Here is a 13,718-nt window from a genome sequence, read left to right as displayed (position 1 = left end):
CGAAATTTTTTCTTTGGACACATCTAAACCGATGAATTTTGTGGTAGACTGCATAGTGATAGCTCTCCTTTGCTGTGTAGCTCTGAAATGGTGGTATTGACACTTTCCATTTTAACCTACGATGCTCAGCAATATGTGGGGGCTATCCTTGTTTACGTTCATCATAGCTAGATTTCAAATGTCCCCGATTCAGCGCAAATAAGCTCCATGGAGATCGTTAGCATTCCAGCTTCAAATTGAGCAGCATGCCACGGCTGGTATTCTTGCCCCATTACAGCGTTTCTTTAGATCATGGACCGTTAAACGACATAATGTCTTTTCTTTGGTTCAATTTAAATAGTTTCTATTTATGTCGTGTCCATAACTCTATCTGTAGCTACTAACTATCTCTTCAACGTTAGTATATCTCTATCCCCTAGAACTGGATGTAATCTCCTTTAAGCTCTGGTTTCAGGTTTAGCATTGGTCTTCAGGCATCAGTCACTGATTACAGATCAGATATCACTTGTCTCTTGTCATTTATCATGATCACTCATGACATATCACTATCATATATCACTCATATTCATAAAAAGCATCATCGTCCGTGTCCACTTCTTCACCCGATTGTCTCTGGAAGAATTCCAGGAACGGCAGACCGTACTTGCGGTACTTGACCTCCCCGACCCCTTTAATACTCAGCATGTCACGTTCTGTCTGCGGGCATACCACACTCATCTCGCGCAGGGTGGCATCATTGAAGATAATGTAGGACGGAACATGTTCTTTTGCAGCCAGATCACGGCGTATCAGGCGCAACTGCTCAAACACCGTTTCGTTCACAGCCGAAGGCATCGCATCACGTCCACGGCGTCCGCCGTAGTTTGTGCCGGAAGCTGTGGCAGCTGTTTTACGTACGACACGTTGCATGACTTCGCGTTGACCTTTCAGCACTTCCACCGCCAGCGGCTGCAAACGCACCACCGGATACTGCCCTTCAGACAGCATCAGATATCCTTCAGACACCATGACATTGATGATCTCCGCAATTTCACGCTCCGTGCGATTGCCCATGACCCCGTATGTCGGCAAGGAATCGAAGCCGTAGTCCAGCACCTTTTTGGCACGCGAACCTTTGAGCACCGAAGCCACAAGAGATACACCATAGCGTTCACGCATGCGGTGAATGCAGCTGAATATTTTTTGCGCATCAATCGTCATATCTACTAGCTCACGGTCGTCCGTACAGGAGCTGCAAATGCCGCATGGCTTGTCCTCATGCACCTCACCGAAGTAATCCAGCTGCGCACTGCGCAAACAACGGGTCGTATAACAGTAATCGACCATCTGCTGCAGCTTGCGATAATCGTTGGCTTTGCGGTCACCCTCCATCGGGTTTTGCTCAATCAGGAACTTCTGGGTAATAATGTCCTGCGCTCCGAAAAGCAAAATGCATTGACTCGGCTCGCCATCCCGACCCGCACGTCCGGCTTCCTGTACATATGCCTCCATGTTTTTCGGCATGCTGTAATGAAGCACATAACGCACGTTGGATTTGTCGATCCCCATCCCGAACGCGTTCGTCGCAACCATCACCCGGATGTCATCGTACAAAAAAGCTTCCTGACTCTGCGCCCGCTCATCATCCGTCATACCTGCATGATAGCGGCCTGCCGGCAAACCTGCCTGCAGCAGGCGCTGATGCAGATCGTCCACGTCCTTACGGGTCGCAGCGTATACTATACCTGGCTCACTCGCATGCTCGCGCGCGTAGTTCAAGACAAAATCCTTTTTGCTCTCGCCGCGCAGCACGCTAAACGCCAGATTATCCCGCCCAAGTCCGGTCACATACGTCTGCGGGTCCTGCAAACGCAGCAGCCGCAGAATATCGCCCATGACCTCGGGCGTCGCCGTCGCCGTAAAGGCCGCAACCACCGGCCGCTCCGGCAAGCTATCCACAAACGGCGCTACCGCCAGGTAGCTTGTCCGAAAATCATGGCCCCACTGTGACACACAGTGGGCCTCATCCACAGCCACGCAGGAGATGGGCAGCTGCCCCATCTCATCGCGGAACCAGTCCAGCTCCAGTCGCTCTGGCGCGACGTAGAGCAGCTTCAGCTCACCGCGCTGCGCCGCGCGGATGCGCTCATTCACTTCACGGCCGCTTAACGTACTATTAATATAAGCGGCAGCAATGCCCGCGGTCGTCAGTGCATCGACCTGGTCCTTCATCAATGAAATTAACGGGGAGACCACCAGTGTCAGCCCCGGATATAACAGAGCGGGAATCTGATAACAGATCGACTTCCCGCCCCCGGTTGGCATAATGCCCAGCGTATCCTCATATTCGAGCAGGCTGGAGACGATCTTTTTTTGACCCTCGCGAAAGTCGGGGTAGCCATAATATTTTTGCAGGAGGCCCTGCGCTTCTTCCAAATTAGGTGTTTGCACACTCATGTAAAGACTCCTTACTTGTCACCGGTGTTCCTGCACCAGCTTGGTTCGATCCGATTCTGACATCCGAACGCGACATAATCACCGCATCCTTGACAACAAAATGGCGTTCTCATGACTTGTCCGTCAAGCAAAACGCCGCTTCCTTTAGTTTAACGGGCCAGCTCCGAATGAGCAACCGCGTTTTACCGTAAAATGTCCAAAGCTTATCCGCCCAAGCCAAACAGCCATTCGTCCAATTCAGGACAAACGGCTGCTTTCCGTTATTTATGATGCATCTATCACGCAACTGGACTAGGTTGGCATCGTATAACGACCATACCGGACATCAAGCTCGGATATCTTTGCTTTCTTAGCATTTTTTCCTTTTTTCGCCTGTGTATATTCTAAAAATAAAGTGATTTCTCCTTCTGCTCCCTGCCATTGCACACCAAGAATAAAGCCATGCTCTGAACGAGCAGCAAATGTAAAGGAGAACATATCCGGTGTAACGCTTCCCCCGTCATCAATGCGCCAAGCACTATTGTCACTGAACTTCGCAGGGTAGTCCTTAAATACCCATCCATCGGATGTTAACAAAGCCAGGCTTGCTAACATATCTTTCCCTTTTGGCTTATACTCAACTAAATATAAATTTCCGATTTTCTCAATATTCTGTAAAGGGTACATATTTTTCACCGCACGCTTTTTCAGCTTGGCGATCTCTGACTTCATCTTCGAAGTTGGCTTTTCCTTGTTAATCGCAGTTAATTCCAGTAACATACGATCAGTCAAAGCTGAATCCTTTACGATATAATAAGTTTCATCAGGCTCCGCCTTACCTCCAACGACTTCATAAATTACACCCTTAAGATTATCAAAATTATAGGCCGTCTGTTTAAAGCTATTATTTTCTTGATTTTCTTTTTGTTTGCCCTTTAATTTGATCGAAAGTCGCTGTCCATTGTGCCCAACGGCAAGGTTGAACTGTGACCAGTTCAATTCCTTCTCCTGCGGGTAATCCACCAACAGCTTCGTTCCATCCAGATTGGCAAAACCAAATGCCCCCTGCTTTAAAGCTGATTTACTGAAAAATGTTGGCGTTTGCTTGACAGATTCAGGAGCAGCACTAGCTCCTTGCGAAAAAGCAGTTAACAATAACAAGGCTGCTATGAACACAGAGATGTATGGGGTTAAATGTTTACTTTTCATCTTTCTCCTCCAATTCGTAAATGTATTCAATAACTTAAACGATGCCCAAACATAAAAAGTTTCTCTTAACTGCAAGCTGCTGTACAGTTTCGCATCAAGCAAAACAACCGCGTGCCAACTCAGGACAAACGGTTGCTTACTGTTATTTATCATATGGCATTCAAGCAACAAACTTTCTACATTGCTGTATTCTCCGTCTCCATACCTCTCGCATTCATTCGATAGTACAGGCCCTTCTGCTGAATTAGCTGTTCATGCGTTCCAGCCTCGGCGATCCGTCCCTGATCCATCACCAGAATGCGGGAGCACTGACGGGCAAGGGACAAGCGTTGACGCTGTCCTCCCGACAGATTAGCTCCCTTCTCTTGCAGCATCGCATCGTACTGTCCCTCCTGAGCTTCAATAAATGCATGCAAACCCGCCCGCTCTGCCGCAAGTCTCACCTCGTTTACTCCAGCCTTACCGCCCAGACGAATATTTTCTTCGATCGTTCCTGTAAAAAAAGCCGGTGTCTGTGGCATATACGTCAGGCGGGATGGATTATCCCTCCTCACGATCTGCTCCATATCCTCGCTGCCCAGCATCACTCGTCCAACCGCTGGCTTAATCAGTCCCGCACATACTTGACACAAGGTCGATTTACCCGATCCACTGCTTCCCACCAGAGCGACCAGTTCACCCGGAAGCAAGTCCAATGTAATCTGATTCAGAATTGTCCGGCCACTGCGCTCATCACATACGGTTACCTGCTGAAGTGTAAGGATCGGTGGGTTATTTTCCAGCGTGCCTATATATTTTGAGCTTGCTTGTTCTGGATTAGCCCGCTCCGCTTCGATACGCTGGTCCAGCTTCAACCATGTCATAATACGCGCAAATGCCCCCATACTCACCTGCATCTGGCTCCACTGGCTGGATAGTCCCAGCACAGGCCAGACTACAAGCTCGAACAGCAGACTGCTCGCAACAACCATGCCTGGGGACAACGCTCCCCTCGCTGCCGCTGCTGCGATCAGAAATAACGCTGCCAGTTGGGCCAGTCCAAAAACATTGAACGAATCGACGGCAGTCTGGCAGAGGAGCATTACGACGAACTCGACATTTATATTCCCGCGAAACAAGCTGTGCTCTAAACCAAGCTGCAATAAGGAAGGTGCGATGTTATGAAAGAAGATATGAATGCACATTTGAATTCCTCCCCCGTGAACTGCCGCAAACCTTGGGTACGCAGACACCCCCTCGCTACGGTATGGATGAACCATTTTTAATTCCGTGCGGTTAATGGTATATTGAACTGCAGAACGTAATGAACGGATCGTATGCACACAAAGGATACAGGCTGTTCAGAAGGAGATATATACAATGAATAAACGCAAACGCTCAACAGGCAGTTCACCTGCCAAAGGAAAATCATACGGAGGCTCTTCCAAGCCACGTTCCGGCCGGTCCAATGCTTCATCTTCAGGAGCCCGTACTGCTCGCCAAGGAGATGCTGCCAAGAACGTTTCAGCCTCTCATTCGCCTGCGGCCACTGCAAAAAGCCGTGGCAAGGGTGGCCAACCAGCCGCGGCATCCAAGCGTCCGGGCAATGGGCATTACCGCAAGTCCGAACCGCCACGCCAGTACAAGGTTACTGAACCGGCTGAATTGCTCAGCTTCCTGCTGGAGCATCTGAAATCTGGACGCAACGCTGTGAAGTCCATTTTGGGACGTGGACAAGTATCTATAGATGAGAAAGTCGTGACCAAGTTTAACGAGCCGCTCCAGCCTGGACAGATCGTTTCGATCAGCAAGGAAGGAGCAGTTGCCGCGCCTTCCCTGACGGGCATTAACATTTTGCACGAAGACGACGACATTATTGTCATTCGCAAGGAAGCAGGACTGCTGTCCATCGCCACTGACAAAAGCGACGATCTAACCGCCTATCGTCAGTTGACCGAGCATGTGCGCCGCACGGATGCACTTAACCGGATATTCGTCGTACATCGTCTGGACCGGGATACATCAGGTGTGATGATGTTTGCCAAAAGTGAAGAGGTACAGCAAACTCTGCAAAACAACTGGAAGGAAAATGTACAGGAACGTGTCTATGTCGCTCTCGTTGAAGGCAAAGTAGCTCAAGAAGAAGGCACCCTCTCCTCCTGGCTCAAGGAAACCAAAACGCTGAAGATGTACTCCAGTTCCCGTCCGAACGATGGACAGCATGCCATTACACACTACAAACGTCTGAAGTCGAATCGCGAATTCTCCTTGCTGGAGGTTCGTCTGGAAACGGGCCGCAAAAATCAGATTCGTGTGCATATGGAAGATCTGGGGCATCCGATTGCCGGGGATCGTAAATACGGCGCGCGCACAAGAGACCTCGGACGTCTGGGACTGCATGCACGCGTGCTGTCATTTATCCATCCCACAACCGGAAAATTAATGACATTTGAGACGGACATTCCGAAGCCCTTCCTGTATCCGTTCCGCGGAGAGACTACATCTGCACAATAACGTGCTCATTTCGAAGACAGACAGAATCGGACAGAATACACAGGCTACTTACAGCTAACGCCGTCCGTCTTAAAGGAGGTCATCACGTTTGCAAAACCTGTTGATTACCGGGTATCGCGCCCATGAACTGCAGATTTTCGGCCAGAAGCATGAAGGCATTCCCTTCATTAAAAAAGCGATCGCTTCCCGCCTCACTCCTCTCGTCGAGGACGGGCTGGAATGGGTGCTCACTCCCGGTCAATACGGCGTTGATCTGTGGGCCTGTGAGGTTGTGCTGGAGCTGAAGCAGAACTATCCGCATCTGAAGCTGTCGATCATTACCGCTTTTCAGAACCCAGAGGAGCAATGGAAGGAAGACAAGCAGGAATACTACCGCTCCATCCTGTCGGGGGTGGATTATTATGGTGCAATTAGCAAGCAGCCGTATATCGGACCGTGGCAATTTACCGCGCGTGATGATCTGCTGCTGCGCAAAAGTGACGGTCTGCTGCTTGTCTATGACGAGGATGCTGGCGAGGGCAGCCCCCGTTTTGTGAAGGAAAAAGCGATCAAAAAACAGCAGAATGAGCACTACCCGATCATCACGGTGACTTCGGAGGACATTCAGTCTGTTGCGGAGGAAGAGCGCATGAACGATTACAGTTATGATGAGGGCCTGCCTTATTGACATGCATTATTAAAATGCCTATGGATATTTACATTGACATCGAGCTGAAGTGAGCTGCATGTGCGGGAAAGAAGCCGTATCGCAGATTGCACAGGTCGATGTTTTTTTTCGGGAAAGGTTGGGTATAAGTAGTATTAAAAATGCGATTTTTATGTCGTATGGGACAAAGGGGAACGTCAACCATGACTTTAACGCCAGAGCAGCGTATTCAGCTGCACGGGTTTAACAACCTCACCAAGTCGCTCAGCTTTAATATGTACGATATCTGTTACACTAAAACCAAAGCAGAACGTGAAGCCTACATCGAGTATATTGATGAACAATATAATGCAGATCGGCTAACTCATATTTTGAACAATGTATCGGACATCATTGGAGCACACGTCCTGAACGTCGCACAACAGGATTATGTACCGCAGGGCGCAAGTGTAACGATGCTGGTATCGGAAGGCCCCATCGTGGAGATTCCCGAGGCATCCTTCGACGAATCACCTGGCCCCCTGCCGGATAACGTCGTGATGCAGCTGGATAAAAGTCATATTACGGTACACACGTATCCTGAATTCCACCCCAGCGAAGGCATTAGCACCTTTCGTGCAGATATCGACGTCTCGACCTGTGGTGAGATCTCGCCGCTCAAAGCGCTGCATTACCTGATTCATTCTTTTGATACGGACATTATGATTATGGATTATCGGGTGCGCGGATTTACGCGTGATACAAGCGGACGCAAGCTGTTCATTGACCATGAGATCAGTTCAATCCAGAATTATATTCCAGATGAGATCAAAAGCGGCTTTGATATGATTGACGTGAACGTCTATCAGGAGAACATTTTCCATACGAAATGCAAGCTGAAGGACTTTGATCTCGACAATTATCTGTTCGGGTACACCAAGGACAAGCTCAGCCCAGCCGAACAGCAAGAAATTACGGAGTGGCTGAAGCTGGAGATGGACGAGATTTATTACGGCAAAAATATGAATCGTTCTTAATGCGTTCAGAGGCTTGATTTTGTTATCCTGCTTGACAGTGCGTAGGCGAATTTCTTAAACTAGAGAGAAGTGCCTACGCATACGGTGAAGGAGGACTCGTGGAATGATCGAAACTCAAACTTCCAAACGAAATGAATCTCTTTTACAAGCTTTAAACGCAAGACATCAAGCCATCACCAACAACATTGCCAATGCGGACACGCCTAATTACAAAAAGACAACGGTCGAGTTTCAGGATGAGCTAAGACGGATCATCGAGAACGGGAAATCAGGACAGCTTCAGATGCAGCGAACGCATGAGAAGCACTTTCCGATCAGCAATCCGAACGCTTCCATCGTGCAGTATCGGGTCATGCAGAACAATGAAACGGCCATGAACAATAACAACAATAACGTTGATATTGACCGTGAAATGGCAATGCTCTCCGAGAATCAGCTGCTCTATAACTACATGGCTGATCGGGTCAGCGGACATTATAAAAAAATGAAAAATTTGTTGAATGATTTAAAATAGTTGGTACACTCAACAGCCCTTGCGGCTGTTTTTTTGTGCTTTAGCACTTCGTTAGTTGGCTTCCCTCTCTCTTGCACCGATGTCGCTCATAAATCAGATATATCATTCAGGTTGGTTCGGTATTCTGCCCTGCTGTAGTATACTGGCAAAAGAAGAACTTTATATTATGTAAAAGAGGTGCTACATGGCTCGTCAATACAATGCTTTTCAAGGCTCCAAGGTCAGACTTACAGCACCGTGCCCCGAGGACCGTGTGCAGATTGCGCACTTCACGGAGCACTATGAATATTTGCGCAATATGGATACCGATATTGCCGTTCCACAAACTTCGGATGAAACAGGTAGCTCATCGGTTCGGAATGGTCAGGATTTCGAATTTACCCTGCGCACTCTAGACGACAACCGTTTTCTCGGATTTGTCGCCATTTACCGGATTGAATGGAACAACCGCTCCGCACAGCTGGCAATCGGAATTGGTGAAGAGCGTGATCGGGGCAAGGGTTATGGCAGTGATGCACTTGCTCTTATTCTACGGTACGCCTTCCACGAATTGAATCTGAATCGGATTGCTCTGGATGTAATTGAATACAACGAAGCCGCAAGAAAAGCGTATTTGAAGGCCGGATTTCGCGAGGAAGGAAGACACCGGGCAGCTGTGCTGCGAGATGGTACCCAGTATGATCTGATCTCGATGAGCATTCTGTCAGCGGAGTGGTCCGCCCAGACCGGACACCCGATTTCTTTCCAGCCAGCAGTTGTCGCCTCTGTCGAATCGGCTGATCCCCCAAGCTCGGATTGCACTCCCCGGATCGGCGTAGGTGCCGTGATTGTGAATGAACGGGGCGAGGTGCTGCTTACATGGCGTAATCGTGCACCCGAGCAGCACACCTGGAGTATCCCCGGCGGTAAAGTAGATGCGTATGAAACGCTTGAAGCAGCAGTCATTCGTGAGATCAAAGAAGAAGTGAATCTGGATATCGCCATTGAGAATCTGCTGTGTACAGCCGAAACGATTCGCCCTGAGCAGCAGGAGCACTGGATCTCCATGCTTTATTCCACCAGAGTTATCGACGGTGAAGCGCGCAATATGGAGGAAGACGGGGCAATTGGTAAGATTGGCTGGTTCCCGCTGCATGAACTGCCTGCTCCACTCGCCAGCTTTGCCATTCCTGCACTGGAGGCCGCCAAAAAGCAATACACAGGCAAGCCGAATAACCCTAGTCCGCAGTGAAGCTACAAGAAGAGGATACGCTTCTCGCTTTCATTGAAGCAACTCTCATAACCGTCAAACTCTCATTGGAGCAGCAGTGCCCTGGGGAGGATGGCGGTTATTTGCTGTATTATTGGATGAACTTGTTTATCGTGAGTGAATGAATATTTTTTTTGAAAAAACGAGAACCGTTCGACCGCTTTCTCTGTCTAATACGAAACAACATCCTGAAAGGAGGCCCCATGTGACCCCTGCCGAACGTACCCTAGCCGCACAAAAAGGGGATGCTGAGGCTTTTGCAGCCTTAATGGAAATGCATCAGAGCCGCCTATACCGTATCGCTTATGCGTATCTGCATAATGAAGGCGACGCACTGGAAGCAATACAGGAATCCACCTACCGCGCATACCGCCAATTAAAAAAACTGAAAGAACCCTCTTACTTCGGTACGTGGCTCATCCGTATTCTTCTCAATTATTGTGCTGACGAACGAAAACGTAAAGACCGCTTCAGCCCTGTATCCACAGTTCAGGAGACAGGCCGCTGGGACCGTCCCGAGGACCCGGATCTTGCAGCAGCTGTCTCTTCACTGGAGCCGGAATACAAACAGATTATTATTCTAAGCTATTTTGAAGGTTTCTCACTGACCGAAGTCGCAGACATCCTCAATATTCCCGCGGGAACCGTTAAATCACGACTCCACCGTGCGCTGGGAAAGCTTCGTGATCAACTTGAATCGAAAGGAGAACATTCCTCATGACCGATAAGCATAATGCATTTGAAAACTTGGAATCACGACTTCAGGCACGCAAGAATGAGTATGATGCCATAAGTGTGCCAGAAGCGGCTGCATCCCAAGCGGTACAAGCCGGAATCCGTCAAGCCGCCCGTAAACGAAAAAACAGACTGCGCTGGCTTACTAGCTCCATCTCGGCGGCCGCACTTGTGTTACTGTTTACCGGCTGTATCCGGGTATCCCCGGCCTTTGCGTCCTTTGTAGAGCAGCTGCCTGGCATGGAAAGTGTCGTCAGCCTGATCCGGCAGGACAAGGGACTCATGATGGCGATTGACCAGTCCCTGCTCCAGAAGGTGGGAATCACCGACGAGCAGGATGGAGGTTCTGTGACCGTGGAGGGTATTATTACGGACCAGGCACGCATGGTTATTTTTTACAAGATGAAAGGTATGAAACATACAGAGAAATTTGATTATAACATCGACCTGCTCGATGGGAAAGGCAAACAGCTTCCGGTTGGTTTTAGCTACGCCTCACCCCACTCTGATTCAAATAAAGACAATCCCGTGTATGAAAATTTAATTGATGTTTTCTTTCCCGAAGAAACCTCCCCTCCGGATGTGTTAACCGTAGTATTCAAATCCAGAGACACAGCCACACCAGGGGTATGGAAAGTAACCCTGCCCGTAGATAAAAACCTGACCAAGGGTATGAAAAAGGTTATCCCTGTTCATGAGACATTAGTTGTTGATGGGCAACGGATTGAAGTGAAGCAGGCCACCATGTATCCAACCCGATTGGTGCTTGATGTACAGCTTGATCCAAGCAACACCAAGAAAATCTTTGGCCTTAGTGATCTGCAATTGGTGGATGAACAAGGACGTGCCTGGAGAACCGACACCTCCATAGGTGAAGATACACGTTCCATCTTTTTCGAGAGCATGTATTTCTCCAAACCCAAAAAACTGACCTTGCAAGGTTCCGGGTTCTCGGGTCTTGATAAAAAGGAGCTGGATTTCACCCTAAACCTGAAGACACATGAGATTACTGGCGGACCTCCTGAGCTTCAGATGCTTGGCAGCAAAGTGGAAGGTAAAGATCTGGTCATTGATTTCTCCGTGCCAGGCAGCATGGAAAATAGCTTCATACTTGCCTTCAGCAAAGTGAAGGACAACTCAGGCCATTCTTATGAGGTTCCAGGCTCTAGCTGGAGTCCCGGACACGGGAAAGACCCGAATCATACTACAATTTCATCTACTATCGAAAACGGCGGAAAATTACATGGTGAACTTCAGATGCAAATTTCGACCTATCCTTCAAAAGTAAAGTCACCATTTTCACTTGAAATTCCTGTTGATACTAATCCTTGATTGAAAGGTGTGCCCTGGGTGATCTAAACGTACCTATGCGGTATGATGTAAATCCTGAACACCACCCACCCCAGATTATCTTTGTTGATGGAGGGCTAGGTCAAGCCAGCTACGAATAGGGCGGTGGAGCGTTCAAGATGGTATATGTGTAATCACCTTTCCTAGGCAGATGCATACCTTGTAGTAAGAAAGATTTTATTCCAAGGAAGGGTTGTGCATCATGTCTGAATCATCTTCCACGACATCCGCCCGTGTTGTATATCAAGCCAACCAACCGATGCTTCAATCGGTGCAAAGTGTACGGAATATGCTTCATCATACGGTTCGTCAGCATGTAGGCAAGAAAGTACAAGTTCAGAATATTGACGGTCAGGTCTGGGAAGGAGTCATCATTAGCGCAGACCGGGGTATTCTATATCTTCAGGTCACACCGATGCACGGATATCCTGAACCGCGAGCTTTGTTTGGCCCAACGATTCTGCCGCTGGTGCTGTATGAATTGCTCGTAATTACACTGCTCATGTAATCCAAAAGCTTCGCTCTCATCCTTACAAGGAGAGGGACGAAGCTTTTTGGGTTTTGTCTTGAAGCCTTCTCCACTCCTCTCTGCTACACTTTTATTGCGCCGCACATGACACCTCGGGCAACTCACTGCACAACGTGTCCCGAGATTGCTTGTGATTGTGTGAAATGTGATACAATGGTGTCGATGCCATGCCTTATCTTATATGAAACGGAGCTTGATCCGGTTGAAATACATACATCATGAACCCGATTCTCCCGTTCACTCCGAACCGGAGATCAGTAACCAAAGCCAGCATGCTGCTGAACCAGTAGAGCACTCCCGTGTGATTGCCATTTGTCTGCTTGCTGGCAAAATCATGCTGCAAAGCGGCGGCGAAACCTATCGTGTCGAAGATACGATGAAGCGTATGGCCGCAGCGCTGGGCCTGCCCCATTCACACAGCTATGTTGTGCCTACAGGCATCTTTTTCTCGGTGGATGCCACCGAGCCAGCGAAGCTGATTCGTATCTCCGAGCGGACGACCGATCTGGATAAAGTGTCTGAAGTCAATGCCGTCTCACGCCGGATCGGACAAGGCCAGCTTACCGTTCAGGAAGCACATGAATTACTGCTGCAGATCGAACGGAAACCTTCAGGTTATGCATATGCAGTTCAGTTGGCCGCTGCTGCTTTATCCAGTGCCTGCTTTACGATCATGTTCGGCAGAGGCTGGGGTGATTTCCTGCCAGCACTCATCTGCGGTGGCACAGGTTATGCTGCCGTTATTCTCTTTCACCGCTGGGTGCGTGTTAAATTTTTCGCAGAGCTCACGGCGTCCTTTGTCATCGGCATGCTTGCTTTTTTGCTCGTTTATATTGGAGCAGGCTTTGAACGGGACAAAATTATAATCGGCTCGGTGATGCCACTCGTACCCGGATTGCTGATTACAAATGCGGTACGCGACTTGATGGCTGGACATCTGGTGTCAGGCTTATCCAAGGGCGCTGAAGCTTTTCTGACGGCTTTTGCTATCGGTACAGGTATTGCTGTGGTGTTCTCACTTTTGATGTAAGACGGAGGTATGCAGGAAATGCTCCATTTTATCGAGCAAGCATTGACAAGTTTTGTTGCATCGGCAGCGTTTGGCATTATCTTCAATGCACCCAGACGCATGCTGCTTCACGGCGGATTCGTTGGCATGATTGGCTGGATCATCTATATTGTGCTTGAATATGCAGCAGATGCTGTGCCGGCTACTCTGGCAGCAACGGTCGCTGTTGGTGTGATCAGCCAGCTGTTCTCCCGTATGTTTCGTGCGCCTGTCATCATTTTCAGCGTGGCAGGCATCATTCCTCTCGTGCCTGGAGGACTTGCATATAACGCCATGCGCAGCTTTGTTCAGAACGATTACAGTGCCGCGATGGAGATGGCTGCCAAAGCGCTAATGTTGTCCGGTGCTATTGCTGTCGGACTCGTATTATCCGAGGTTCTGAACCAGATGATTCGCAGCCTGTCTCGTTCAGACCGCTTCAGATCTGCATCCAAATGAATACAAAGAGCCCCACTGTCTGCAAGCTCAGGTTGGTAGACAGTGGGGCTCTTTT

Annotated in this window: 13 protein-coding genes and 1 pseudogene; 11 read left to right on the top strand and 3 right to left on the bottom strand. The window is 48.9% G+C overall.

Annotation, left to right across the window (positions count from 1 at the left end; all coding sequences use genetic code 11):
• Window positions 1-555 precede the first annotated feature (555 nt).
• The 3 genes from recQ to DFQ00_RS22505 form a co-directional block, all read right to left on the bottom strand.
• Window positions 556-2,436, bottom strand: a complete 1,881-nt coding sequence (recQ, locus tag DFQ00_RS22515; RefSeq protein WP_110898715.1) for a DNA helicase RecQ — start codon at window positions 2,434-2,436, stop codon at window positions 556-558.
• A gap of 291 nt (window positions 2,437-2,727) precedes the next feature.
• Window positions 2,728-3,624 (bottom strand): hypothetical protein, encoded by an 897-nt coding sequence (locus DFQ00_RS22510; RefSeq protein ID WP_110898714.1) that lies wholly within the window; start codon window positions 3,622-3,624, stop codon window positions 2,728-2,730.
• 176 nt (window positions 3,625-3,800) lie between these two features.
• The gene (locus DFQ00_RS22505) at window positions 3,801-4,808 is read right to left on the bottom strand and encodes an ATP-binding cassette domain-containing protein (RefSeq protein ID WP_110898713.1); all 1,008 of its coding nucleotides are present in this window, start codon (window positions 4,806-4,808) and stop codon (window positions 3,801-3,803) included.
• 175 nt (window positions 4,809-4,983) lie between these two features.
• Between DFQ00_RS22505 and DFQ00_RS22500 the strand changes: the two genes are divergently transcribed.
• The 11 genes and pseudogenes from DFQ00_RS22500 to DFQ00_RS22455 all read left to right on the top strand — a co-directional run bounded on the left by DFQ00_RS22500 (window position 4,984) and on the right by DFQ00_RS22455 (window position 13,663).
• The gene (locus DFQ00_RS22500) at window positions 4,984-6,117 is read left to right on the top strand and encodes an RluA family pseudouridine synthase (protein WP_244213965.1); all 1,134 of its coding nucleotides are present in this window, start codon (window positions 4,984-4,986) and stop codon (window positions 6,115-6,117) included.
• Between the two features lie 88 nt (window positions 6,118-6,205).
• Window positions 6,206-6,784, top strand: coding sequence for an SLOG family protein (locus DFQ00_RS22495; protein WP_110898712.1), 579 nt, complete (start codon window positions 6,206-6,208; stop codon window positions 6,782-6,784).
• A 182-nt stretch (window positions 6,785-6,966) separates the two neighbouring features.
• Window positions 6,967-7,779, top strand: coding sequence for an adenosylmethionine decarboxylase (gene speD, locus DFQ00_RS22490; protein WP_110898711.1), 813 nt, complete (start codon window positions 6,967-6,969; stop codon window positions 7,777-7,779).
• A gap of 103 nt (window positions 7,780-7,882) precedes the next feature.
• Window positions 7,883-8,293, top strand: coding sequence for a flagellar basal body rod protein FlgB (flgB, locus tag DFQ00_RS22485; RefSeq protein WP_110898710.1), 411 nt, complete (start codon window positions 7,883-7,885; stop codon window positions 8,291-8,293).
• Window positions 8,294-8,477: 184 nt separating this feature from the next.
• A pseudogene (locus tag DFQ00_RS29975) lies at window positions 8,478-9,008 on the top strand (GNAT family N-acetyltransferase); the annotation flags it as partial.
• 93 nt (window positions 9,009-9,101) lie between these two features.
• On the top strand, window positions 9,102-9,524 hold the full coding sequence (locus DFQ00_RS22480) for an NUDIX domain-containing protein (RefSeq protein ID WP_244213968.1): 423 nt from the start codon (window positions 9,102-9,104) through the stop codon (window positions 9,522-9,524).
• 223 nt (window positions 9,525-9,747) lie between these two features.
• Window positions 9,748-10,263, top strand: a complete 516-nt coding sequence (locus tag DFQ00_RS22475; RefSeq protein WP_244213964.1) for a sigma-70 family RNA polymerase sigma factor — start codon at window positions 9,748-9,750, stop codon at window positions 10,261-10,263.
• Window positions 10,260-11,609 carry a DUF4179 domain-containing protein gene (locus DFQ00_RS22470; RefSeq protein ID WP_110898708.1) on the top strand — a complete coding sequence of 450 codons (1,350 nt, stop codon included), beginning with the start codon at window positions 10,260-10,262 and terminating at the stop codon, window positions 11,607-11,609. Before DFQ00_RS22475 ends, DFQ00_RS22470 begins: the two co-directional genes overlap by 4 nt.
• 220 nt (window positions 11,610-11,829) lie before the next feature.
• The gene (locus DFQ00_RS22465) at window positions 11,830-12,135 is read left to right on the top strand and encodes a hypothetical protein (protein WP_110898707.1); all 306 of its coding nucleotides are present in this window, start codon (window positions 11,830-11,832) and stop codon (window positions 12,133-12,135) included.
• 274 nt (window positions 12,136-12,409) lie between these two features.
• Complete coding sequence (locus DFQ00_RS22460; RefSeq protein WP_110898729.1) at window positions 12,410-13,186, top strand: threonine/serine exporter family protein; 777 nt, start codon at window positions 12,410-12,412, stop codon at window positions 13,184-13,186.
• 18 nt (window positions 13,187-13,204) lie between these two features.
• On the top strand, window positions 13,205-13,663 hold the full coding sequence (locus DFQ00_RS22455; protein ID WP_110898706.1) for a threonine/serine exporter family protein: 459 nt from the start codon (window positions 13,205-13,207) through the stop codon (window positions 13,661-13,663).
• Window positions 13,664-13,718 lie beyond the last annotated feature (55 nt).

The sequence above is a fragment of the Paenibacillus barcinonensis genome, assembly GCF_003217495.1.
Lineage (GTDB): Bacteria > Bacillota > Bacilli > Paenibacillales > Paenibacillaceae > Paenibacillus > Paenibacillus barcinonensis.
This window is presented reverse-complemented; position numbering and strand designations above follow the sequence as displayed.

What these genes read in the sequence shown, in the direction of transcription:
- DFQ00_RS22455 (WP_110898706.1), top strand. Translation starts at nt 13,205, where the DNA reads ATGCTCCATTTTATCGAGCAAGCATTGACAAGTTTTGTTGCATCGGCA.
- DFQ00_RS22505 (WP_110898713.1), bottom strand. Translation starts at nt 4,808, where the DNA reads ATGTGCATTCATATCTTCTTTCATAACATCGCACCTTCCTTATTGCAG.
- DFQ00_RS22470 (WP_110898708.1), top strand. Translation starts at nt 10,260, where the DNA reads ATGACCGATAAGCATAATGCATTTGAAAACTTGGAATCACGACTTCAG.
- flgB (WP_110898710.1), top strand. Translation starts at nt 7,883, where the DNA reads ATGATCGAAACTCAAACTTCCAAACGAAATGAATCTCTTTTACAAGCT.
- DFQ00_RS22510 (WP_110898714.1), bottom strand. Translation starts at nt 3,624, where the DNA reads ATGAAAAGTAAACATTTAACCCCATACATCTCTGTGTTCATAGCAGCC.
- DFQ00_RS22500 (WP_244213965.1), top strand. Translation starts at nt 4,984, where the DNA reads ATGAATAAACGCAAACGCTCAACAGGCAGTTCACCTGCCAAAGGAAAA.
- DFQ00_RS22465 (WP_110898707.1), top strand. Translation starts at nt 11,830, where the DNA reads ATGTCTGAATCATCTTCCACGACATCCGCCCGTGTTGTATATCAAGCC.
- speD (WP_110898711.1), top strand. Translation starts at nt 6,967, where the DNA reads ATGACTTTAACGCCAGAGCAGCGTATTCAGCTGCACGGGTTTAACAAC.
- recQ (WP_110898715.1), bottom strand. Translation starts at nt 2,436, where the DNA reads ATGAGTGTGCAAACACCTAATTTGGAAGAAGCGCAGGGCCTCCTGCAA.